The following is a 20,858-nucleotide window of genomic DNA, read 5'->3' as shown; positions in this document are numbered from 1 at the left end:
CCTAGATCGACATCGTTACAGGTTGAAGCCACGGGTGACGCGGACGTTGCCGTCCTCCACCTCCACCAGCGCGACGGGTATGTCCCCCAGCATGGCGAAGGCCTGACCGTCATCGGCGGCGATCCCGACCAGCACGCGCCCCTGGCGGAGCGCCCCTGCCTGATCGGGGGTGAGCGATAGAGCCGGGATGTCGTCCAGCCCCGCACTCAACGGCAGGAGTTTCTGTTCAAGGCTGCGCGCCTTAGCGATTTCGTCCAGTTTGTCCAGCGTAATCGCATCGGCAAGCGCGAACGGACCCGCCTTCGTCCGCCTGAGATAGGTGACGTGCCCCACCGTGCCAAGGGCCAGGGCGATGTCGCGCGCCAGGCTGCGAATGTACGTCCCCTTGGACACATGCGCGGTAAGGGCGACGCAATCCAGTTCTTCCCCAAGCTCCGCTTGGGGAGGGGGACCGCCAGCCGTAGGCTGGTGGTGGAGGGGCGGATGCGGCACGTTCGCGGCTTCCACCCCTCCACCCCCCGGCTGCGCCGGACGATCCTCCTCCCACGATACGCCGTCACCCCAGCGAAAGCTGGGGTCTCGTGGGGATGGGCCAGCGTTCTCCACGGAAAGATCCCAGCCTTCGCTGGGATGACGTATCCGCAGCCCATGCACCGTCACGTTGCGCTTCGCCAGCACCACCTCCTCGCCCGCGCGCGCCAGGTCATAGGCGCGCTGGCCGTCGACCTTCAGCGCCGAATAGGCGGGCGGCATCTGCGCGATCGGGCCGGTGAAGCGCGGCAGCACCGCGTCCAGCGCGGCGGCGGTGGGGCGCACCTCGCTCGTCGCGATCACCGTGCCCTCGGCGTCGAGCGTGTCGGTCTGCTCGCCGAAGCGGATCGTGAAATCGTACACCTTGTCGCTGTCGAGCATCCGCCCGGCCAGCTTGGTCGCCTCGCCGATCGCGATCGGCAGCACGCCGGTGGCCAGCGGGTCCAGCGTCCCGCCATGCCCCACCTTCGCCTTGCCATAGCCGCCGGTGCGCAGCGCGCGCTTGACCGCCGACACGCCTTGCGTCGACCCAAGCCCCAGCGGCTTGTCGAGGATCAGCCAGCCGTGCATCGCCTCACCCCCCGATCGTGGTGGCGAGCGACAAATACAGGTTCGTCAGCGCCTGCGCCGGCGGCGCGACCAGCCGCTGGACGATGTTCGCCTGCGGCACCAGCGCGGGCAGCACCAGCAGCAGGATGATGAGCAGCGGGAAGCCGAACCGCGCCAGCCCGTCCCATTTCAGCGCCAGCCGCTCCGGCAGCAGCCCGGCGACGACGTGCCCGCCGTCGAACGGCGGCAGCGGGATCATGTTGAACACCGCCAGGAAGACGTTGATGAGCAGGAAGTTGACCAGGTTCGACGCGACGAACGCTGCCACGCTGCCTTCCGCCGCGGTCTCGATCGACTGCGCGAACAGCCCCAGCAGGATCGCACCGACCAGCGCCAGCGCCAGGTTCATCGCCGGCCCGGCCAGCGCCACCAGCATCATCGCGCGGCGCGGATCGCGCAAATGGCGCGTATCGACCGGCACGGGGCGCGCCCAGCCGAACACCGGCGCCTTGGCGATCGCCAGCATCAGCGGCAGCGCGACCGTACCGATCGGGTCGACATGGCGCAGCGGGTTGAACGACAGCCGGTTCAGCCGCTCCGCGGTGCGATCGCCCAGCGCGCGCGCGGCCAGCCCGTGGCTCACCTCATGAAACACGATCGCGATGATGAGCGGGATCAGCCATATCGCGACCGACCAGACGATGCCGTTGGGGTTCATGCCGCGTCAGATAGGCGCACGCGCCGCGTCAGGAAACCCATGTGCGCCGGCGCGCGACCGTGTGCCAGCCGTTGGGGGTGCGGTGCATCGCCCAGATCTCGCCCGCCCCCGACAGCGGCGCGCCGACGATCCCCACCTCGACGAAGGCGATGTCGCCGTGGCGCGCGACCGCGGCCAGCGTCAGCACCGGAAAGCCGCAGCCGTCCGCGGTGCCCAGCCGCTGCCCGGGCGCCAGCCATTCCGCGGCGAGCTTGCCGACGTCGCGCGGCGGGGCGGGGGGCGCGGCGCCCGCGCCGTCCGGCGTATCGCTGGCGTTGAGGTCGCCGACCGCCTCGTCCTCGACCGGCGTCGGATCGCCGCTTTCCGCCAGCGTGTAGGCCGCGTCCTTGACCTGTCGGCGCAACGCCGCGTCGGCGGGGCGATCGGCGGACCATTCCCAGTCGGCGGTCATCGCGCGGATCGTCGTGCGGCGTTCGGCGGGGCCGGGGGCGGCGCGATCGTGGTCTTGCGCGTATTCGTCGATCATCCGCCGGATGCCCGCGAACGGCGCCTCGGTCAGCTGCGCGGGAACGCACATGGCGGCGCCGTCGCGATCGGTCGCGGCCAGCACGCGGCGCAGGATGCCGGCATCTTCATCGGCAACCGGCACCGCCGCGCCGGCGAGCAGCGCCAGCGGCACGATCGTCCAGCGCATCGTCTGCACCCCTACTCCCCCGATCCCGATCCCGATCCCCGCCACGCTAGCCGCAGCGCGTGCGACCGCAAGCGCGTTCACGCATCCGGCTGGAACGCCTGCGTGAAATGCCGCCGGCACAGCGCGACATAGCGGTCGTTGCCGCCGATCTCGGTCTGGCGCCCCTCCGCCACCGCACGTCCCTCGCCATCGACGCGCAGGTTCATCGTCGCCTTGCGCCCGCACGCGCACACCGACTTGATCTCGATCAGCGCGTCGGCCAGCGCCATCAGCCGCGCCGATCCTTCGAACAGCGCGCCGCGGAAATCGGTGCGCAGGCCATAGGCGAGCACCGGGATGCCCGCATCGTCGGCCAGCACGGCGAGCTGCGCGACCTGCGCCGCCGACAGGAACTGCGCCTCGTCCACCAGCACGCACGCCAGCGGCGCCTCGGCATGACGCGCCAGCGCCAGCGCGGCCAGATCGGTTGCGGCATCGAACATCGTCGCCGGCGCGGTCAGTCCGATCCGCGAGGTGATCGTCCCCGGCGCGAAGCGATCGTCCACCGCCGCGGTGAACAGCATCGTGCGCATCCCCCGTTCGCGATAGTTGAAATCGGCCTGCAGCAGCGTGGTCGATTTGCCCGCGTTCATGCTGGCATAATAGAAATACAGCTTCGCCATCAGCCGAGCGTCTCGACGGGGACGGGCGCGTCGGGTCCGGCGCGGCGCGTCAAGCGGCGCTCGAACGTGGCGAAACGTCCGGCGGCGCGCGCCGATGCGATATGAAGATAGTCGGCAAGCTCGCCGGACAGCGCATAGCGCTCGATCGCCCACCGCGCATCGTCGTCGTCCTCGTATCGAAGGCTCAGCAGATCAGGCAAGGCGCGCAGTGCAGTGACGATCTGATCGCGGCCGTAGCCGAAGCGCGACCGCAATACCCACTCGACCTCCTCCAGCACCGTGAAGGAGACATAGAAGACGTCGCGCGCTGCCAGATCGAGCGCGACGGCGACCTGATCGGGATCGTCGCCGACGATCAACCGGATCAGGACATTGGTATCCACCGCGATCACCGGTACGTCAGTCCGTCCAGTCGCGGAACAGATCACCCACGCGGCTCGTCATCTCCTCGACCGGAACAGGCGGCCCCTGGTATTTCGGGACTCGGCGCCGGAACTCTTCATAGCTGATCCGCGGGCGGTCCGGCTGCGGCACTTCCAGAATAATGCGGCGTCCTGCGCGTTCCAGCGTCAGCTTGCCCCCTGCCTCCAGCCCCAGGGCATCGCGCACTTCCTTTGGAATTACGATCTGTCCCTTTGAGGACACCCTGATCTCTATACCCATCCCGGTAAGATGCGTCTTACCTCATTCCCCGTCAAGGTCGCGCGCCACTTCCGGGCGGCGCAGCAGCGCGTCGATATGGCTGCCCTCGTCGAAGCTTTCGTCGGCCAGGAACTTCAGCCGCGCGGCATATTTCATCTTCACGCGCGTCGCCACCTCGCGCTGGAGATAGGCGGTGTTGGTGCGCAGCGCCTTCAGCACCGCGTCCTCGTCCTTGCCCAGCAGCGGTTTCACGAACACCGTGGCATGGCGCAGGTCGGGGGACATGCGCACCTCGGTCACGCTGACCATGTGGCTGGACAGCGTGTCGTCATGCACGTCGCCGCGCTGCAGGATCTCGGACAGCACGTGGCGCACCTGTTCGCCGACGCGAAGGGTGCGGACGGACTTTTCGGGTTGGTTGGTCATGGCGCCGCCCCATCAAGACGTCACCCCGGCGAAGGCCGGGGTCTGGAGCCGCGGGGACGACGCCGATGGTCGTCCCCGCGGCACGAGATGCCGGCCTGCGCCGGCATGACGGTTGCTTCCTTACAGCGTGCGCTCGCGCAGTTCGACCTCGAAGGTTTCGAGGAAGTCGCCGGCCTTGATGTCGGTGAAGTTCTGCGTGAACGTCACACCGCATTCCAGCCCGGCGCGAACCTCCGGCACGTCGTCCTTGAAGCGGCGCAGCGACGCGATCTCGCCATTGTAGATGATGACGTCGTCGCGGGTGATGCGCGCCTTGAGCGACTTGCGGATCGCGCCCTCGACCACCAGCAGGCCGGCGGCGCGGCCGTGCTTGCCCGCGGAGAAGACCTCGCGGATCTCGGCGCGGCCGACCACCGTCTCGAACGCTTCCGGGCCCAGCTCGCCGGCCATGCCCGCCCGGATCTCGTCGATCAGGTCGTAGATGACGTCGTAATATTTCAACGCCACCTTCTGCCGCTCGGCGATCTCGCGCGCCTTGGCATTGGCACGCACGTGGAAGCCGATGATCGGCGCCCCCGACGCACCCGCCAGCGTCACGTCGCTTTCGGTGATGCCGCCGACGCCCGCGTGCAGCACGCGCGCGCGGATCAGGTCGGTCGAAATCTTGTTGATCGACGCGACAATCGCCTCGACGGTGCCCTGCGTATCCGCCTTCACGACCAGCGGATATTCGATCGCCTGGTTCGCCTTCAGCGCGGAGAACATGCTCTCCAGGCTGGCCGGCGCCTGAGTCGTGCGCTTCTGCAGCAGCACGCCCTGGCGATATTCGGCCACCTCGCGTGCGCGCGCCTCGCTCTCGACCACCTGCAGGCTGTCGCCCGCCGATGGCGTGCCCGACATGCCCAGCACCTCGACCGGCATCGACGGGCCGGCGGACTTGAGCTGGCGTCCCTTGTCGTCGACCAGCGCGCGCACCTTGCCGCTTTCCGCGCCGATGACGAAGACGTCGCCGACCTTCAGCGTGCCGCGCGTGACCAGCACGGTGGCGACCGGGCCGCGGCCCTTGTCCAGCTTGGCCTCGACCACGCTGCCCTCGGCGGCGCGATCGGGGTTGGCGGTCAGCTCCATCAGCTCGGCCTGCAGGTGGATCTTCTCGATCAGGTCGTCCAGGCCGGTCTTCTTCAGCGCGGACACCTCGACGTCCTGCGTCTCGCCGCCCATCGCCTCGACCTGCACGTCATGCTCCAGCAGGCGCTCGCGGATGCGTTGCGGGTTGGCGTCGTGCTTGTCGACCTTGTTGATCGCCACGATCATCGGCTTGCCGGCCGCCTTGGTGTGGTTGATCGCCTCGATCGTCTGCGGCATCAGCCCGTCGTCGGCCGCGACCACCAGCACCACGATGTCGGTGACGTCCGCGCCGCGCGCCCGCATCGCGGTGAACGCCTCATGGCCCGGGGTGTCGAGGAACGTGACCTTCGACTTGTCCTTCAGCGTCACCTGATAGGCGCCGATATGCTGGGTGATGCCGCCGGCCTCGCCGCGCACCACGTCGGTGCCGCGCAGCGCGTCGAGCAGGCTGGTCTTGCCGTGGTCGACATGGCCCATGATCGTGACGACCGGCGGGCGCGGCTGGAGCGTCTCCACCGCATCCTCGGTCGTGTCGATCGCCAGGTCGACGTCCGAATCGGACACGCGCACGATGTTGTGGCCGAATTCGGTCACCAGCAGTTCGGCGGTATCCTGGTCGATCGTCTGCGTCATGGTGACGGGCATGCCCATCTTGAACAGCGTCTTGACCAGATCGGCACCGCGTTCCGCCATGCGGTTCGCCAGTTCCTGGACGGTGATCGCCTCGGGCACCTGCACGTCGCGGACCTGCTTGGCCTGCGGCTCGCGCGGGCCGCCGAAGCCACGCTTCTCCTTCTCGCGCGCACGCTTCAGCGCAGCGAGGCTGCGCGCGCGCGCGCCATCCTCGTTCAGCGCGCGGTTGACGGTCAGCTTGCCGCCGCGGCGCTCGTCGCCCTTGCGGTCGCGCTGGGTCGGCCGGCTCGGCGGTGCGTTGCGCGGCGTCGCCTGCCCGCTGGGCAGGTTGCGCGGAGCGGAGGCGGACGAACCGCCCGCGCCACCGGTCGGCTGCGCGGTGGCGGCGGGTGCCGGCTCCGGCTTCGGCTCGGGCTTGGGCTGCGGCTTCGGAATCTCCGGGCGCGCCACCGGCGAAAATCGGCGCGGCGCGGGCATGGAGGGATCGCGGCCCAGCTCCAGCACCGGCGGGGGTGCGGGGGTGGGGGCGGGCGCCGGCGCCGGCGCGGGGCGCGGCGCGGCAGCCGCCGGGGCCGGCGTGCTGTCCGCTACCGGCGCGGGGGCCGGGGCGGGGGTGGGGGCCGGCGCCGGAGCGGCGGGCGCCTCGGCCTGCGGTTCCGCGACGGGAGCAGGCGCCGGAGCCGGCTCGGCCGGCTTGGCGGCAGCGGCCTGGGCTTCCGCCTCGGCACGCGCGCGTTCCTGCGCCTTCTCCTCGGCGCGGCGACGCTCTTCGTCGGCCGCGCGCTGACGCTCGGCCTCCTCGCGGCGGCGCGCCTCTTCCAGCGCCTGCATCCGCTGGTCCTCGGCCTCGCGCAGCAGGCGGGCCTGCCGCTCCTGCGCGGTCTCGTTCGAGGGCGCGGGGCGCTGCGGCGCTGCCGCGACGGGGGCAGGGGCCGGCGTGGCCGGCGGCGCGACGGGCGCGGCGGGGGCCGGCGTCGCCTCGGGCGCGCCGCCCTGCGGACCGAGCACGCGGCGACGCTTCACCTCGACCACCACCGTATTGCTACGGCCGTGGCTGAAGCTCTGCTTCACCTTGCCGGTCTCGACCGTGCGCTTCAGCCCCAGCGGCTGGCGCATTCCGAGTTTCGGCTTGTCGTTGTCGGTATCGCTCACTCACATTCCTCGTCTGTCGTCACGGCCGTTTGCGCCCGGACGGAACCGGGCGCCGATGCGCCTTGCGCGGCCGTAGCGCAAGGTGCGGGGATAGGATCAGGGCCGATAAATTGCAGCCAGCGGCCGAGCGCTTCGCCCAGCCGGCCGGCCGCCGCGCGGTCGATGACGCCGATGTGTACCACATTTTCGCGGCCCAGCGCCAACGACAATATGGGGCGATCGACCGGCAACGCCAAGCCCTTCAGCGAACTTCCTTCTTCGTCGCGCCCGACGCGCCACGCCTGCGCCAGCCGGCGTACCCCGTCGTCGCTGGCGTCGGCGGCGTGATAGAGCGCGTGCAGCTTGCCCGCGCGCGCCGCCTTCTCGATCCGTTCCGAGCCGGTCAGCAGCGTCCCCGCCCGCGATTCGAGCCCCAGCCGGTCCAGCGCGTTGCGCTCCAGCGCGGCCGCGACCAGCGCCGGCAGGTCGTCGGGCACGGTCAGCGCCGCGCCCTTGAACGCCCGCGCCAGCGCGCCGCGCAGCTTGCCCTTGGCGACCGCCGCCTCCAGCCCGGCACGATCGACCCCGATCCACGCGCCGCGCCCCGGCGCCTTGGCGCGCACGTCGGGCAACACCCGCCCGTCCGGCGCCAGCGCCAGCCGGATCAGCTCCCCCGGCGACGCGCGCTCGCGGCCCAGGATGCAGGAACGAACGGGCGCGGTCATGCGGCGGCTCCGTCCGTCATGCCGGGCCTGACCCGGCATCCATCGCGCCCCGGACGCTGGCGCTCGCGGAGGGATGGACCCCGGGTCAAGCCCGGGGTGACGATGGGTTGTGTATGCGCGGCGATCATCGCACGTTGCGGTCCATGCGCGAGCGCCAACCCTGCGTCTACATCCTCGCAAGCGACCGCAACGGCACGCTCTACGTCGGCGTCACCTCGAACCTCATCGGCCGCGTGATGCAGCACCGCGACGGCACCTTCGGCGGCTTCACCGCACGTTACGGCGTTCATCGACTCGTCTGGTACGACGTCGCCGACACGATGGACGCCGCGATCGCCGCCGAAAAGCGCATCAAGCGCTGGCGACGCGAATGGAAGGTCGAACTGATCGAACGCGACAATCCGCACTGGAACGATATCGCTCCGGGGATCGGACTGCCGCCGCCGCAATAGCGCCGTCATGCCGGGCCTGACCCGGCATCCATCCATCCGCGAACGCAGCGCGTGGCGATCCATGGACCCCGGCGCAAGGCCGGGGTGACGGAAGCGGGGGTGTGCGCCTAGCGCCTCATTGCGAGGGTTCCGCATGCGCGTCCTCCCTCGGTTGCGCGGCCGGCGGCTCGTCGCGGTGCGCGATCAGGATGCCGCCGGCGCCGTAATTCTCGGGCGACACTTCCTCGATCACGACCTGGACCGCGGCGGGGTTCTTGCCCAGCCGCGTGACCAGCGAGGACGTGACATCGGCCACGATCCCCGCCTTTTGCTCGACACTCGCGGTGCCGGCCAGTCGGATCGATACGAACGGCATCAGGCGTCCTGCTGCTCCTCATCGGCCGTTTCGCCCGCCGGTTCCTCCGACGATTCGTCGTCGAACCAGTGCGCGCGCGCGGCCATGATGATCTCGTTGCCCTGCTCCTCGCTCAGGCCGTATTCGCCCAGCACGCCGCCCTTGTGCTCGGGACGCTTGGGGGCGTCGTCGTTGCGGCGGCGCGGCTCGACGCGCTTCTTCTCGATCAGCTCGTCGGTGGCCAGGTCCGCCAGATCGTCGAGCGTCTTGATCCCGGCCTTGCCCAACGTGACCAGCATCGCCTCGGTCAGGTACGGCAGCTCGGCCAGCGCATCCTCGACGCCCAGCGCCTGCCGCTCCTCGCGGTTGGCCTGTTCGCGGCGGTCGAGCGCTTCCTGCGCACGGCTCTGCAGCTCCTGCGCCAGATCCTCGTCGAAGCCCTCGATGCCGGCCAGCTCGTCCAGCTCGACGTACGCGACCTCTTCCAGCGCGCCGAAGCCCTCGGCGACCAGCAGCTGCGCCAGCGTCTCGTCGACGTCCAGCTCGTTCTGGAACGTCTCGGAATTCTTGACAAACTCCTGCTGGCGCTTCTCGCTCGCGTCGGTCTCGGTCAGGATGTCGATCGCCTTGGCGGTCAGCTGCGACGCGAGCCGCACGTTCTGGCCGCGACGCCCGATCGCCAGGCTCAGCTGGTCGTCGGGGACGACCACCTCGATCCGGTCCTCTTCCTCGTCGATCACCACGCGCGCCACGTTGGCGGGCTGCAGCGCGTTGACGACGAAGGTGGCGGTATCGGGGGACCAGGGGATGATGTCGATCTTCTCGCCCTGCATCTCCTGCACGACGGCCTGCACGCGGCTGCCCTTCATGCCGACGCACGCACCGACCGGGTCGATCGACGAATCGTGGCTGATGACGCCGATCTTCGCGCGGCTGCCCGGATCGCGCGCGGCGGCCTTGATCTCGATGATGCCGTCGTAGATTTCGGGCACTTCCTGCGCGAACAGCTTCTTCATGAAGTCGGGGTGCGCGCGGCTCAGGAAGATCTGCGGCCCGCGATTCTCGCGCACCACCTTCAGGATCAGGCTGCGGATGCGGTCGTTGACGCGCACCACTTCGCGCGGAATCTGCGCGTCGCGGCGGATCACGCCCTCGGCGCGGCCCAGGTCGACCACGATATGGCCGAATTCCACGCGCTTGACGACGCCGGTGATGATCTCGCCCGCGCGGTCCTTGAATTCCTCATACTGGCGCTCGCGCTCGGCATCGCGGACTTTCTGGAAGATGGTCTGCTTGGCGGCCTGCGCCTGGATGCGGCCGAATTCGATCGGGGGCAGCGGATCGACCAGATAGTCGCCCACCGCGGCGCCGGCCTGCAGCTTCTGCGCGCCCTTGACGTCGACCTGCTTGTAGATGTCGTCGACTTCCTCGACCACCTCGACGACGCGCCACAGGCGCAGGTCGCCGTTGTTCGGGTCCAGCTTGGCGCGGATGTCCATTTCCTGGCCGTAGCGCGTGCGCGCGGCGCGCTGGATCGCGTCCTCCATCGCCTCGATGACGATCGCCTTGTCGATCATCTTCTCCGACGCGACCGAATTGGCGATCGCGATCAGCTCCGCACGGTTGGCGGTGACGCCGGTGGCCATCAGTGGGTTTCCTCTGCTTCGTCCGTCGTGGCGGACGTGTCCAAAATCTCTTCGTCGGCGCCGTCCATCGACAGCGGCACCGTGGCGGCGATCAGCCGGTCGGTCAGCACCAGCTTGGCATCGGCGATCAGCGCGAACGGCACCCTGGCGACGTCGCCGGTGCGCGGGTGGCGGATCGCGATCGTGCCGTCGGCGTCGATGCCCTCCAACTCGCCCTTGAACTGCTTCTGCCCGTCGATCGCCTCGTTGAGGACGATCCGCGCCTCATGCCCGCTCCAGTCGGTAAAGTCCTGGCGGCGGGTCAGCGGGCGGTCGATCCCCGGCGACGACACTTCCAGCCGGTACGCCCCCTCGATCGGGTCGCGGCCCTCGGCCTCCAGCGCGTCGAGCCGGTCCGACAGCCGCCGCGACAGGTCGGCGCAATCGTCGATCGTCAGCTGGCGCGTGTCGGCCCGCTCGGCCATCACCTGCAGCGTGCGTTCGTCGTCCTTCCCGAACAGACGCACGCGCACCAGCGCGAAGCCGAGCGCCTGCGCCTCCGGCTCGATCAGACGGGTGAGGGTGTCGATATCGTTCAAGCGGACCTTCCGGACATGCGTTTTTCGCCGCCGCGGAGCGAGCCCCGCAGCCCCTTGCACCTCGCGATGTAAGAGAAAGCACGACGGATATAGCCGCGTTGCCGCCCGCCCGCAAGCTTCTTGGCGGAACCATGCCCGCACTGGCCGCTTTGACCGGCATTACGATACTCTGTCGAGGACCACCCGCGATGATCCGCCCGCTGATGTTCGCCGCCCTGCTCGCCGCATCGACCGCCTGCACCGGGGAGGAAGCGCAGAATCCCGCCCCGACCCCGGCCCCCGGCGCCAGCCCGTCGCCGTCACCGTCCTCCAGCCCGGCGCCGACCGGCGGGTTCGCGACCACCGCGGTCGCGCAGTTCGATTCGCCCTGGGCGATCGCCTTCCTGCCCGACGCGCGCCTCGTGGTGACGCAGAAGGACGGGCAGATGCTGCTGGTCTCCGCCGACGGCCGCCAGCGCCGCACGATCGCGACGCTGCCGGTCAGCTCGGCGGGGCAGGGGGCGTTGATGGACGTCGTCCCCGCGCCCGATTTCGCCCAGTCGCGGCGCATCTATTTCAGCTATTCGGCGGCCGGCAACGGCGGCAAGGGCGTGGTGCTGGCGCGCGGCGTGCTGGACGGCGCGACCGGCGCCGAACAACTCCGCTCGATCGAGACGCTGTACCGCGCGACGCCGCTGGTCGACGGCGACGGGCATTTCTCCGGCCGGATCGCCTTCTCGCCGGACGGGCAGTATCTGTTCTTCACCGCCGGCGACCGGCAGAAGTTCACGCCCGCGCAGGACAAGGACAAGTCGCTCGGCAAGGTGCTGCGCCTGACGCTCGACGGGAAGCCCGCGGCGGGCAACCCGCTGGCGGCGCAGGGCTTCCTGCCGGAGGTATGGAGCTACGGCCACCGCAACCTGCTGGGCATCGCCTTCGATGCGCGGGGCAATCTGTGGGAACAGGAAATGGGGCCGCAGGGCGGCGACGAGCTGAACCTGATCCTGCCGGGGCGCAATTATGGCTGGCCCAACGTGTCGAACGGGTCGCATTACGACGGGCGCGACATCCCCGACCATGCGCCCGGCGACGGCTATGAGGCGCCCAAGGTGTCGTGGAACCCGGTGATCTCCCCCGGCGGGCTGATGATCTATTCTGGCAAGCTGTTCCCGCAATGGGCGGGCGACGCGTTCATCGGCGGCCTGTCGTCGCAGTCGCTGGTCCGCGTCGACCTGAACGGCACGCAGGCGACGAAGGGCGATCAATGGCCGATGGGCGCACGCATCCGCGACGTAGCGGAGGGGCCGGACGGCGCGATCTGGGTGATCGAGGACGGCGCGAAGGGCCGGCTGCTGAAACTGACGCCGCGGACGTAAAGGGATGGGGTAGCGCGGCCATCACATGCGTCATCCCAGCGAAAGCTGGGATCTCCCAGTGGTCCGCAGCGCCCTGTCCGCAAGAGGCCCCAGCCTTCGCTGGGGCGACGTGATGGGTCGGATGGGGACGTCGCAGGACGGGGCAACCCAAGTCACCCCGCCCCCCCATCACCCCGCCCGCAGCATCACCTCTGCGAGTCGCGCCCGGAAGTCCGCCGGGATGCTCCCCTCCGCCGGATGCGTCATCACGATCGTCGTGTCGCAGGTGGCGATCGCACGGCCGTGCTGGTGCATCACCGCCGCCACGTCCCACGATCGGTTGCCGATGCGCGCGACGCCGGTCGCGATCTCCACGTCGTCGGGGTAGCTGCCCTCGGCCAGATAGTTGATTTCGTTGCGGGCCACCACCGCGCGCAGTCCGTCGGCGCGATCCATCCGGCCCAGCGCGCGGTTGAAGCGGACGCGCGCATCCTCGAACAGGGCGGCGAAGGCGACGTTGTTGATATGCCCCATCGCGTCCAGGTCCTGGAAGCGGGTGGGGATGACGGTGCGGACCGGATAGCTGGCGAGCAGCAGCCGCTCGGGCGATGGCCTGGCCATGGGAAGGGTGGCCGGGCGGCGCGGGACAGGCCCGGCCGCCCGGCCCGGCCGATCAGCGCGGCGCCATGCGGATCGCGCCGTCCAGGCGCACGTCCTCGCCGTTGAAATAGCCGTTCTCGATCATCGTGAGCGCGAGGCTGGCATATTCCTCCGGGTTGCCCAGCCGCTTGGGGAAGGGCACCTGCGCGCCCAGCGCATCCTTCACGTTCTGCGGCGCGGCGGCCAGCAGCGGGGTGTTGAAGATGCCCGGCAGGATCGTGTTGACGCGGATGTTCTCGCTCATCAGGTCGCGAGCGATCGGCAGGGTCATGCCGACCACGCCGCCCTTCGACGCCGAATAGGCCGCCTGGCCGATCTGGCCGTCCTCCGCCGCGACCGACGCGGTGTTGACGATCGCGCCGCGGTCGCCGTCTTCCAGCGGCGGCAGCGTCATCATCCCCGCCGCCGACTTGGCGATGCAGCGGAACGTACCGACCAGGTTGATCTGGATGATCATGTTGAATGCATCGAGCGGGAAATGCTTGATGCTGCCGTCTTCCTTGCTGCGGCTGGCGGTCTTGATCGCGTTGCCGGTGCCCGCGCAGTTCACCAGGATGCGCTCCTGCCCAATCGCGGCGCGCGCCTTTTCGAAGCCGGCGTCGACCGATGCCTCGTCGGTGACGTTCACCTTGCAGAACACGCCGCCCAGCTCGGCGGCCAGCGCCTCGCCCTTTTCCTCGTTCAGGTCGAACAGCGCGACCTTCACGCCCTTCGCCGCCAGCACGCGCGCGGTCGCCGCGCCCAGCCCGGAAGCGCCGCCGGTGATGACGGCCGAAATGCTGTTGTCGAGTTTCATCAATCCTACTCCCCAGAAAATATCCGCCATACCGGCGAAGGCCGGGATCCCGCCCCGCGGGAGCGCGCCCGCGGCATGAGACCCCAGCCTGCGCTGGGGTGACGACAAGATAAGGTTATCGGTCCGTCATGCCGCCTTGGCGTCGTCGCCCTGCCAGTCGCAATTCTCGATGATCGTCACGTTGGCGACGCCGCCGCCCTCGCACATCGTCTGCAGGCCGTAGCGGCCGCCGCGGCGGCGCAGTTCGTGGACCAGCGTCGTCATCAGCTTCGTCCCCGACGCGCCCAGCGGATGGCCCAGCGCGATCGCGCCGCCGTTGACGTTCAGCTTCTGCGGATCGGCCTTGGTGTGGTGCAGCCACGCCATCGGGACCGATGCGAACGCCTCGTTCACCTCGTACAGGTCGATGTCGTCGATCGACAGGCTGGCGCGCTTCAGCGCCTTGTCGGTGGCGAACAGCGGCTCTTCCAGCATCACCACCGGGTCGCCCGCGGTGACCGTCAGGTTCACGATCTTCGCCAGCGGCTTCAGGTCGTACGTCTTCAGCGCCTCCGCGCTGACGATCAGCACCGCCGATGCGCCGTCGCAGATCTGGCTGGACGATGCGGCGGTCAGCACGCCGTCCTCCGACAGCTTCTTCACGCCCGCCATGCCCTCGGCCGATGCGTCGTAGCGGATGCCCTCGTCGGCGGTATGCTCCTCTGCGCCATCGGCGGTCTCGATGGCGATCGGCACGATCTCGTCGCGGAACTTGCCGCCCTGCGTCGCGGCCACCGCCTTGCGGTGCGAATTGAGCGAGAACTCGTCCAGCGCCTCGCGCGTGAAGCCGTATTTCTTCGCGATCATCTCCGCGCCGGCGAACTGGTTGAAGACGATGCCGGGGTATTTCTCCTCCAGCCCCGGCGACTTGTTCTTGCCCAGCCCCGCATCGTAGAACAGCTTGAAGGTCGACCCCATCGGCACGCGCGTCATGCTTTCGACGCCGGCAGCGATCACCACGTCCTGCGTCCCGCTCATCACCGCCTGCGCCGCGAACTGCACCGCCTGCTGCGACGAACCGCACTGGCGGTCGATCGTGACGGCGGGGACGCTCTGCGGCAGCTTGGAGGCGAGCACCGCGTTGCGCCCGACCTGCCCGGCCTGTTCGCCGCCCTGGCTGACGCAGCCCATCACGACATCCTCGACCGCCTCGGGCGGGATGCCGGACCGGTCGATGATCGCGTCCAGCACCCGCGCCGCCAGATCGACCGGGTGGACCCCCGCCAGCTTTCCGCCGCGGCGCCCGCCGGCCGTGCGTACTGCTTCGACGATATAGGCTTCGGCCATCTTCCGACTCTCCGTAACAACTGTTATCCCGCGTCTGATCGCGCAGATTGACGCGAACGGCAAGAGGTGGAGAGGCGAATGGACGTTGCGGACGCAATTCGGGCACGGCGGTCGGTGCGCGGCTATCTCGATCGCGCGGTCGATCCCGCGCTGCTCAGGCAATTGGCGCTGCTGTCGGCGCGCGCGGCGACGGGCGGCAACATCCAGCCGTGGCACGTCGATATCGTCCACGGCGAATCGATGGCGCGGCTGAAGGAGATCATGGCCGGCAAGATCGAGCGGCGCGAAACCGAAACGCCGGGCTACGACATCTATCCGAAGGAGATGGACGACCGGTACCGCCAGCGCACCTTCGCCATCGGGGAGGAGATGTACGGCCGGCTCGGCATCCCGCGCGACGATCGCAAGGCGCGCGCGATCTGGTTCGCGCGCAACTTCCAGTTCTTCGGCGCGCCGGCGGCCTATTTCGTCACCGTCGACCGCCGCATGGGGCCGCCGCAATGGGCCGATCTGGGCATGTACCTGCAGAACCTGATGCTGCTGGCGGTGGAGGAGGGGCTGGCCACCTGCCCGCAGGAATGCTGGGCGGTCTATCCGCAGACGGTCGAGGCCTTCCTGGAGGTACCGGCCGAGCGGATGCTCTTCTGCGGCGTCGCAATCGGTTACGAGGATACCGACGATCCCGCCAACCTGACCCGCTCGGCACGTGCGCCGGAGGAGGAGTGGCTGCGCATCCTGGCGTAGGATCGCGCACCCGCCCGCCGTCACCCCGGAGTCGTTCTAAACCCTCCGTCATGCCGGACTTGATCCGGCATCCATGGCTCCCCGAGCGCACACGTCGGTGCTCTTGCGGCACCGTGGACCCCGGCGTGCGCCGGGGTGGCGGACGGGGCGGCAAGCCGGGCCATAACGGCAAGGTTGTCGTCCCTGCCGGCGTCGGACGATCCCCACCTTACCCCACGCCCACACCGCGGGGTTGACGCTGCACTGCACAATGGCCAGCTATGCCGCGATAACCACCACCATCGGGGACGCGCCATGGCCACCGCCATCGCCGACCGGCCAGCGGCGCCGGTCGGCCTCATCCATCTGTCGCTGGCGGTCGGCGGCTTCGCGATCGGGACGACCGAATTCGCGACGATGAGCCTGCTGCCCGACATGGCGCGCGACCTGGGCGTCGATGCGCCGACGGCGGGGCATGTCATCAGCGCCTACGCGCTGGGCGTCGTCGTCGGCGCGCCGCTGCTGGCGGTGCTGGGCGCGAAGATGGCGCGGCGCACGTTGCTGATCGTGCTGATGGCGATGTTCGCGATCGGCAATGCGCTGTCGGCGGTCGCGCCGGACTATGCGACGATGATGGCGTTCCGCTTCGTCAGCGGGCTGCCGCACGGCGCCTATTTCGGGATCGCGACGCTGGTGGCCGCCTCGCTGGTGGAACAGGGGCGGCGGACGCAGGCGGCGGCGCGCGTGCTGCTGGGGCTGACGGTGGCGACGATCGTCGGCGTGCCGCTCGCCAACGCGCTGGGGCAGGTGGTCGGCTGGCGATCGTGCTTCGTGATCGTCGCGGTGCTGGCGGGGGTGACCGCCGCACTGGTCGCGCTGTTCGCGCCGCGCGACCGTGCCGATCCGGACGCCAGCCCGCTGCGCGAACTGGCCACGCTGCGCACGCCGCAGGTGTGGCTGACGCTGGGCGTCGGCGCGATCGGCTTCGGCGGGCTGTTCGCGGTCTACACCTATCTGGCCGATACGATGGCGGCGGTGACGAAGGTGTCGCCGTCGGTGGTGCCGGTCGCGCTGGCGGTGTTCGGCGTCGGGATGACCGCGGGCAATCTGATCGTGCCGCGTTTCGCCGACCGCGCGCTGCTGCCGACGGCGGCGGGCGTGCTGGCGTGGAGCGCGGCGTCGCTGCTGCTCTGGCCGTTCGCGGCGGGGCATTTGTGGTCGGTGATCGCCGCGGTGCTGCTGATCGGCGTCGGCGGATCGCTGGGCAGCGTGCTGCAGATCCGGCTGATGGACGTCGCCGGCGATGCGCAGGGGCTGGCCGCGGCGCTCAACCATTCGGCGTTCAACGTCGCCAACGCGCTCGGCCCGTGGCTGGGCGGGCTGGCGATCGCCGCGGGCTACGGCTGGACGTCGACCGGCTGGGTCGGCGCGGCGCTGGCGCTGGGCGGGCTGGCGATGCTGGCGGTGTCCGTCGCGGTGGAGCGGGGCGGGCGCCGCGCTACATGACGATGCCGGCGGGCCGCGCCTCCTTGATCGCGGCCAGCACCATCCGTTCCCAGATCGCCACGTCGCCCGCCGCGGCCATCGCCTCGCTGGGCGCGCGCAGCGTGTGGAGCACCGCGACCGCATCGTCGCGATAATCCTTCCACGCCGCGTCGACCGCGCCGGCGGCGGATTCGGTCTGCCCCTCCGCATTGGCGCTCAGCCGTTGGCCGGCGAGCACGCGGGCGATGCGTTCGACGGCGCTGGTATGCGCGATATCCATGGCCTTCCTCTCCGTTGTGGCCGGTTATCCTGCCACAACCGGCGGCGGCGGCAACGGCTCCCGATTGACTCGCCCGGCGCGTCGCGTAGAGGCGGTGGCGTCGATGCCGGGCAACCGGCATGGGCACGCGCGGGAGAGTGCGACGGGCCTTTCAGGCCGCGGGTCGCCGCCGAAGGAGCAACCACCCCGGAATCTCTCAGGCACCATGGACCGCGCGGGCCATCGACACTCTGGAAAGCGGCGGGCGCGTCCACGCGCCGGCCCACCGAAGGGGTAATCCGCCGCCGGCGCGACGGAGAAAGCTCTCAGGTTCCGTGACAGAGGGGGACACGGCATCGACGGCGCGGGGCAGCGGTTCCGTGGCGGCGTTCCACCCTCGTGACGGACATGGATGATGAGCGACACGCTTCCCGACGACGAACTCGAACCGATCGAGATCCTGACGCTGCCGCTCGATGCGTGGCACCGCGCGAAGGGCGGGCGGATGGTCGAATTCGCCGGCTATCACATGCCCGTCCAGTACGACGGCATCATGGCCGAACATCTGTGGACGCGCGAGAATGCCGGGCTGTTCGACGTCAGCCACATGGGCCAGCTGACCTTCACGGGCACTGGCACCGGCCCGGGCGTCGTCCCGGCGCTGGAGGCGCTGATGCCCGCCGACATCGCGGGCCTCGCGCTCAACCGCGCGCGCTATTCGCTGCTGCTGGATGACGAGGGCGGGATCCTCGACGACCTGATGCTGACGCGCCAGGCGGACGAGCAGGTCTATATGGTCGTCAACGGCGCCACCAAGTACGACGACATCGGCCATATGATCGAGCGGCTGCCCGACGAGGTGACGCTGAACCTGATGGAGGATCACGCGCTGCTGGCGCTGCAGGGGCCGAAGGCGGTCGACGCGCTGGTGCGGCTGATCCCCGGTGTCGAGAAGATGGTGTTCATGCAGGCGGGCGCGTTCGACTGGAACGGCCACGCGCTGTGGATCAGCCGCTCGGGCTATACCGGCGAGGACGGGTTCGAAATCTCCGTCCCCGGCGACGCGGTGGAGGCGCTGGCCGACGCGCTGGTCGCGCAGCCGGAGGTCAAGCCGATCGGGCTGGGCGCCCGCGATTCGCTGCGGCTGGAGGCGGGATTGCCGCTCTACGGCCACGACCTCGATCCCACCACCACCCCGGTGATGGCCGACCTGGGTTTCGCTTTGTTCAAGCGCCGCCGCGAGGCGGGCGATTTCCCCGGTGCCGCGCGCATCCTGGCCGAGCGTGAGGGCGGCGCCGCGACGAAGCGCGTCGGCCTGCTGGTCGACGGGCGCCAGCCGGTGCGCGAAGGCGCGGCGGTGGTCGATGCCGCGGGCGCCGCGATCGGCCGCGTCACTTCCGGCGGCTTCGCCCCCAGCGTTGGTGCGCCGATCGCCATGGCCTATGTCCCCGCCGCGCTGGCCGCGCCGGGCACCGCCGTCCAGCTTTCGCAGCGCGGGAAGGTCCATCACGCGACCGTCGCCGCGATGCCGTTCGTTCCCCACCGCTACTTCCGAGGAGTGAAGTAAGATGAGCCGTTATTTCACCGAGGATCATGAGTGGATCGACGTCGATGGCGACATCGGCACGGTCGGCATTTCCGATTATGCGCAGGGCCAGCTGGGCGACATCGTGTTCGTCGAGGTGCCCGACGACGGCCGCCGCATCGCCAAGGGCGACGAGGCCGCGGTCGTGGAAAGCGTGAAGGCCGCCTCCGACGTCTATTCGCCCGCGTCGGGCACCGTGCTGGAAGGCAATCCGGCGCTGGTCGACGATCCGTCGCTGGTCAATTCCGATCCGGAAGGGGAGGGCTGGTTCTTCAAGATCACGCTGTCCGACCCGGCGGAGCTGGAAGAGCTGATGGACGAAACCGCCTACGCCGCGTTCGTCGCCAAGCTGTGATGACGCAGGCCGTCATGCCAGCGCAGGCTGGCATCTCGCGCCGCAGGGACGACGCCGCGATCGTCGCTCACGCCGCCTGAGACCCCGGCTTTCGCCGGGGTGACGGTCTTTTCGAGGGAATATCATGCGCTACCTGCCGCTTACCCCCGCCGACCGGGCTGAAATGCTGTCGGTCATCGGTGCGTCCTCGATCGACGATCTGTTCGCCGACGTGCCGGAAGCGGCGCGGCTCGACGGGCCGATCCGCGATTTGCCCGGCCATGCCAGCGAACTGGCGGTCGAACGCCACATGACCGCGCTGGCGCGCAAGAACATGGTGGCGGGCGACGTGCCGTTCTTCCTGGGGGCGGGTGCGTATCGCCATCACGTCCCCGCCAGCGTCGATCACCTGATCCAGCGCGGCGAATTCCTGACCGCCTACACGCCCTACCAGCCGGAAATCGCGCAGGGCACGTTGCAGATGCTGTTCGAATTCCAGACGCAGGTCGCCTCGCTGCTGGGAACGGACGTGGCGAACGCCAGCATGTACGACGGGTCGACCGCCTGCTGGGAAGCGATCGGCATGGCGCGGCGCATCACGCGGCGGGGCAAGGCGATCCTGTCGGGCGGGCTGCACCCGCATTACGTCTCGGTCGCGAAGACGATGGCGAAATATACCGGCGACGTGCTCGACACCGCGCTGCCGGTTCTGGGCGCCGACACCGATATCGACGCGCTGATCGCGAAGATCGACGACGAGACGTCGTGCGTCGTCGTGCAATATCCCGATATCCTGGGCCGCATCGCGGACCTGACCCCGCTGGCCGATGCCTGCCATGCGAAGAAGGCGCTGCTGATCGCGGTGGTGACCGAGCCGGTGGCGCTGGGCGCGATCCGCTCGCCCGGCGAAATGGACGCCGATATCGTCGTGGGCGAGGGGCAGTCGCTGGGCGTCGGCCTGCAGTTCGGCGGGCCGTATGTCGGGCTGTTCGGGTGCAAGGAGAAATATCTGCGCCAGACGCCGGGGCGCTTCTGCGGCCAGACGGTCGATGCCGATGGCAAGCGCGGCTTCGTGCTGACGCTGTCGACGCGCGAACAGCATATCCGCCGCGAAAAGGCGACCAGCAACATCTGCACCAATTCCGGCCTGTGTGCGCTGGCCTTCTCGATCCACATGACCCTGCTGGGCGAGGCGGGGCTTCGCCGGCTGGCCGGGATCAACCACGCCAATGCCTGTCGCGCGGCCGACCGGCTGGCGAAGGTGCCGGGCGTGCGCGTCGTCAACGATACGTTCTTCAACGAATTCACGCTGGATATCGGGAAGGAGGCGCGACCGGTGGTGCGCGCGCTCGCCGATCGCGGCGTGCTGGCGGGCGTGTCGCTGGGGCGGCTCTATCCGGGTGAGGACGCGCTCGCCAACGGGCTGGTCGTCGCGGTGACCGAAACCGTCACCGACGATGACGTCGAGGCGCTGGCCACTGCGCTGGAGGAGGCGCTGGCGTGACGC

23 protein-coding genes and 1 riboswitch are annotated in these 20,858 nt (G+C 69.6%); of the genes, 7 read left to right on the top strand and 16 right to left on the bottom strand.

Annotation, left to right across the window (positions count from 1 at the left end):
• Positions 1–15: 15 nt before the first annotated feature.
• From truB to COA07_RS07105, 9 genes are all read right to left on the bottom strand, one after another.
• A complete protein-coding gene (gene truB, locus COA07_RS07145) occupies positions 16–1,101 on the bottom strand; it encodes a tRNA pseudouridine(55) synthase TruB (protein ID WP_066712584.1) in 1,086 nt (361 codons plus the stop codon).
• A 4-nt stretch (positions 1,102–1,105) separates the two neighbouring features.
• Positions 1,106–1,798, bottom strand: coding sequence for a site-2 protease family protein (locus COA07_RS07140; protein ID WP_066712582.1), 693 nt, complete (start codon positions 1,796–1,798; stop codon positions 1,106–1,108).
• Between the two features lie 28 nt (positions 1,799–1,826).
• The gene (locus tag COA07_RS07135; RefSeq protein ID WP_096640675.1) at positions 1,827–2,501 is read right to left on the bottom strand and encodes a hypothetical protein; all 675 of its coding nucleotides are present in this window, start codon (positions 2,499–2,501) and stop codon (positions 1,827–1,829) included.
• A 68-nt stretch (positions 2,502–2,569) separates the two neighbouring features.
• Complete coding sequence (locus tag COA07_RS07130) at positions 2,570–3,154, bottom strand: thymidine kinase (RefSeq protein ID WP_066712792.1); 585 nt, start codon at positions 3,152–3,154, stop codon at positions 2,570–2,572.
• Entirely contained in the window at positions 3,154–3,537 is a 384-nt protein-coding gene (locus tag COA07_RS07125) for a type II toxin-antitoxin system VapC family toxin (protein ID WP_255266824.1), read from the bottom strand. The genes COA07_RS07130 and COA07_RS07125 overlap by 1 nt, the downstream gene beginning before the upstream one ends.
• Before the next feature lie 16 nt (positions 3,538–3,553).
• Complete coding sequence (locus COA07_RS07120; RefSeq protein WP_083956999.1) at positions 3,554–3,817, bottom strand: AbrB/MazE/SpoVT family DNA-binding domain-containing protein; 264 nt, start codon at positions 3,815–3,817, stop codon at positions 3,554–3,556.
• 21 nt (positions 3,818–3,838) lie between these two features.
• Positions 3,839–4,222 carry a 30S ribosome-binding factor RbfA gene (rbfA, locus tag COA07_RS07115; RefSeq protein ID WP_066712782.1) on the bottom strand — a complete coding sequence of 128 codons (384 nt, stop codon included), beginning with the start codon at positions 4,220–4,222 and terminating at the stop codon, positions 3,839–3,841.
• Between the two features lie 120 nt (positions 4,223–4,342).
• Entirely contained in the window at positions 4,343–7,135 is a 2,793-nt protein-coding gene (gene infB, locus COA07_RS07110; RefSeq protein ID WP_096640673.1) for a translation initiation factor IF-2, read from the bottom strand.
• Positions 7,132–7,839, bottom strand: coding sequence for a DUF448 domain-containing protein (locus tag COA07_RS07105; RefSeq protein ID WP_066711262.1), 708 nt, complete (start codon positions 7,837–7,839; stop codon positions 7,132–7,134). The genes infB and COA07_RS07105 overlap by 4 nt, the downstream gene beginning before the upstream one ends.
• A 143-nt stretch (positions 7,840–7,982) precedes the next feature.
• Here COA07_RS07105 and COA07_RS07100 point away from each other — a divergent pair, with 143 nt between their 5' ends.
• Positions 7,983–8,291 carry a GIY-YIG nuclease family protein gene (locus tag COA07_RS07100; RefSeq protein WP_066711280.1) on the top strand — a complete coding sequence of 103 codons (309 nt, stop codon included), beginning with the start codon at positions 7,983–7,985 and terminating at the stop codon, positions 8,289–8,291.
• Positions 8,292–8,406: 115 nt separating this feature from the next.
• Here the strand turns inward: COA07_RS07100 and COA07_RS07095 are convergent, their stop codons facing one another.
• From COA07_RS07095 to rimP, 3 genes are read right to left on the bottom strand one after another with little or no spacing between them, the layout of a single operon-like run.
• On the bottom strand, positions 8,407–8,646 hold the full coding sequence (locus COA07_RS07095; protein ID WP_066711264.1) for a tautomerase family protein: 240 nt from the start codon (positions 8,644–8,646) through the stop codon (positions 8,407–8,409).
• Positions 8,646–10,271 carry a transcription termination factor NusA gene (gene nusA, locus COA07_RS07090; protein ID WP_066711266.1) on the bottom strand — a complete coding sequence of 542 codons (1,626 nt, stop codon included), beginning with the start codon at positions 10,269–10,271 and terminating at the stop codon, positions 8,646–8,648. Before nusA ends, COA07_RS07095 begins: the two co-directional genes overlap by 1 nt.
• On the bottom strand, positions 10,271–10,849 hold the full coding sequence (gene rimP, locus COA07_RS07085; RefSeq protein WP_066711268.1) for a ribosome maturation protein RimP: 579 nt from the start codon (positions 10,847–10,849) through the stop codon (positions 10,271–10,273). The genes nusA and rimP overlap by 1 nt, the downstream gene beginning before the upstream one ends.
• A 188-nt stretch (positions 10,850–11,037) precedes the next feature.
• Here rimP and COA07_RS07080 point away from each other — a divergent pair, with 188 nt between their 5' ends.
• Positions 11,038–12,204, top strand: a complete 1,167-nt coding sequence (locus COA07_RS07080) for a PQQ-dependent sugar dehydrogenase (protein WP_066711270.1) — start codon at positions 11,038–11,040, stop codon at positions 12,202–12,204.
• A 168-nt stretch (positions 12,205–12,372) separates the two neighbouring features.
• On the opposite strand, the gene COA07_RS07075 is transcribed toward COA07_RS07080, so the two are convergent.
• From COA07_RS07075 to COA07_RS07065, 3 genes are all read right to left on the bottom strand, one after another.
• Positions 12,373–12,804 carry an acyl-CoA thioesterase gene (locus COA07_RS07075; RefSeq protein ID WP_066711272.1) on the bottom strand — a complete coding sequence of 144 codons (432 nt, stop codon included), beginning with the start codon at positions 12,802–12,804 and terminating at the stop codon, positions 12,373–12,375.
• A 52-nt stretch (positions 12,805–12,856) separates the two neighbouring features.
• Positions 12,857–13,639 (bottom strand): SDR family NAD(P)-dependent oxidoreductase, encoded by a 783-nt coding sequence (locus tag COA07_RS07070; protein WP_066711274.1) that lies wholly within the window; start codon positions 13,637–13,639, stop codon positions 12,857–12,859.
• Positions 13,640–13,765: 126 nt separating this feature from the next.
• Positions 13,766–14,965 (bottom strand): acetyl-CoA C-acetyltransferase, encoded by a 1,200-nt coding sequence (locus COA07_RS07065; protein WP_066711276.1) that lies wholly within the window; start codon positions 14,963–14,965, stop codon positions 13,766–13,768.
• Positions 14,966–15,043: 78 nt separating this feature from the next.
• On the opposite strand from COA07_RS07065, the gene COA07_RS07060 reads away from it, so the two are divergent.
• On the top strand, positions 15,044–15,709 hold the full coding sequence (locus COA07_RS07060) for a nitroreductase (protein ID WP_066711278.1): 666 nt from the start codon (positions 15,044–15,046) through the stop codon (positions 15,707–15,709).
• Positions 15,710–16,003: 294 nt separating this feature from the next.
• Complete coding sequence (locus COA07_RS07055) at positions 16,004–17,194, top strand: MFS transporter (protein WP_066711279.1); 1,191 nt, start codon at positions 16,004–16,006, stop codon at positions 17,192–17,194.
• Here the strand turns inward: COA07_RS07055 and COA07_RS07050 are convergent.
• Complete coding sequence (locus COA07_RS07050; RefSeq protein WP_066488138.1) at positions 17,187–17,453, bottom strand: hypothetical protein; 267 nt, start codon at positions 17,451–17,453, stop codon at positions 17,187–17,189. The two genes, COA07_RS07055 and COA07_RS07050, sit on opposite strands and share 8 nt — an antisense overlap.
• 120 nt (positions 17,454–17,573) lie before the next feature.
• Positions 17,574–17,676, top strand: a riboswitch (glycine riboswitch).
• Between the two features lie 171 nt (positions 17,677–17,847).
• Between COA07_RS07050 and gcvT the strand changes: the two genes are divergently transcribed.
• The 3 genes from gcvT to gcvPA all read left to right on the top strand — a co-directional run bounded on the left by gcvT (position 17,848) and on the right by gcvPA (position 20,855).
• Positions 17,848–18,999 (top strand): glycine cleavage system aminomethyltransferase GcvT, encoded by a 1,152-nt coding sequence (gene gcvT, locus COA07_RS07045; protein WP_066711602.1) that lies wholly within the window; start codon positions 17,848–17,850, stop codon positions 18,997–18,999.
• A gap of 1 nt (position 19,000) precedes the next feature.
• Complete coding sequence (gene gcvH, locus COA07_RS07040) at positions 19,001–19,372, top strand: glycine cleavage system protein GcvH (RefSeq protein WP_066711600.1); 372 nt, start codon at positions 19,001–19,003, stop codon at positions 19,370–19,372.
• 124 nt (positions 19,373–19,496) lie between these two features.
• The gene (gene gcvPA / locus COA07_RS07035; protein WP_066711599.1) at positions 19,497–20,855 is read left to right on the top strand and encodes an aminomethyl-transferring glycine dehydrogenase subunit GcvPA; all 1,359 of its coding nucleotides are present in this window, start codon (positions 19,497–19,499) and stop codon (positions 20,853–20,855) included.
• The last annotated feature ends 3 nt before the right edge of the window (positions 20,856–20,858 follow it).

It is taken from the genome of Sphingomonas adhaesiva, assembly GCF_002374855.1.
Classification (GTDB): Bacteria; Pseudomonadota; Alphaproteobacteria; order Sphingomonadales; family Sphingomonadaceae; genus Sphingomonas; species Sphingomonas adhaesiva.
The sequence above is the reverse complement of the archived record's forward strand: the minus strand, read 5'-3'. Positions and strand labels throughout refer to the sequence as shown.

What these genes read in the sequence shown, in the direction of transcription:
- COA07_RS07065 (WP_066711276.1), bottom strand. Translation starts at nt 14,965, where the DNA reads ATGGCCGAAGCCTATATCGTCGAAGCAGTACGCACGGCCGGCGGGCGC.
- nusA (WP_066711266.1), bottom strand. Translation starts at nt 10,271, where the DNA reads ATGGCCACCGGCGTCACCGCCAACCGTGCGGAGCTGATCGCGATCGCC.
- COA07_RS07140 (WP_066712582.1), bottom strand. Translation starts at nt 1,798, where the DNA reads ATGAACCCCAACGGCATCGTCTGGTCGGTCGCGATATGGCTGATCCCG.
- COA07_RS07060 (WP_066711278.1), top strand. Translation starts at nt 15,044, where the DNA reads ATGGACGTTGCGGACGCAATTCGGGCACGGCGGTCGGTGCGCGGCTAT.
- COA07_RS07120 (WP_083956999.1), bottom strand. Translation starts at nt 3,817, where the DNA reads ATGGGTATAGAGATCAGGGTGTCCTCAAAGGGACAGATCGTAATTCCA.
- COA07_RS07050 (WP_066488138.1), bottom strand. Translation starts at nt 17,453, where the DNA reads ATGGATATCGCGCATACCAGCGCCGTCGAACGCATCGCCCGCGTGCTC.
- COA07_RS07055 (WP_066711279.1), top strand. Translation starts at nt 16,004, where the DNA reads ATGGCCACCGCCATCGCCGACCGGCCAGCGGCGCCGGTCGGCCTCATC.
- gcvH (WP_066711600.1), top strand. Translation starts at nt 19,001, where the DNA reads ATGAGCCGTTATTTCACCGAGGATCATGAGTGGATCGACGTCGATGGC.
- truB (WP_066712584.1), bottom strand. Translation starts at nt 1,101, where the DNA reads ATGCACGGCTGGCTGATCCTCGACAAGCCGCTGGGGCTTGGGTCGACG.
- COA07_RS07075 (WP_066711272.1), bottom strand. Translation starts at nt 12,804, where the DNA reads ATGGCCAGGCCATCGCCCGAGCGGCTGCTGCTCGCCAGCTATCCGGTC.
- COA07_RS07080 (WP_066711270.1), top strand. Translation starts at nt 11,038, where the DNA reads ATGATCCGCCCGCTGATGTTCGCCGCCCTGCTCGCCGCATCGACCGCC.
- COA07_RS07100 (WP_066711280.1), top strand. Translation starts at nt 7,983, where the DNA reads ATGCGCGAGCGCCAACCCTGCGTCTACATCCTCGCAAGCGACCGCAAC.
- gcvPA (WP_066711599.1), top strand. Translation starts at nt 19,497, where the DNA reads ATGCGCTACCTGCCGCTTACCCCCGCCGACCGGGCTGAAATGCTGTCG.
- rbfA (WP_066712782.1), bottom strand. Translation starts at nt 4,222, where the DNA reads ATGACCAACCAACCCGAAAAGTCCGTCCGCACCCTTCGCGTCGGCGAA.
- COA07_RS07130 (WP_066712792.1), bottom strand. Translation starts at nt 3,154, where the DNA reads ATGGCGAAGCTGTATTTCTATTATGCCAGCATGAACGCGGGCAAATCG.
- COA07_RS07095 (WP_066711264.1), bottom strand. Translation starts at nt 8,646, where the DNA reads ATGCCGTTCGTATCGATCCGACTGGCCGGCACCGCGAGTGTCGAGCAA.
- COA07_RS07070 (WP_066711274.1), bottom strand. Translation starts at nt 13,639, where the DNA reads ATGAAACTCGACAACAGCATTTCGGCCGTCATCACCGGCGGCGCTTCC.
- COA07_RS07105 (WP_066711262.1), bottom strand. Translation starts at nt 7,839, where the DNA reads ATGACCGCGCCCGTTCGTTCCTGCATCCTGGGCCGCGAGCGCGCGTCG.
- gcvT (WP_066711602.1), top strand. Translation starts at nt 17,848, where the DNA reads ATGAGCGACACGCTTCCCGACGACGAACTCGAACCGATCGAGATCCTG.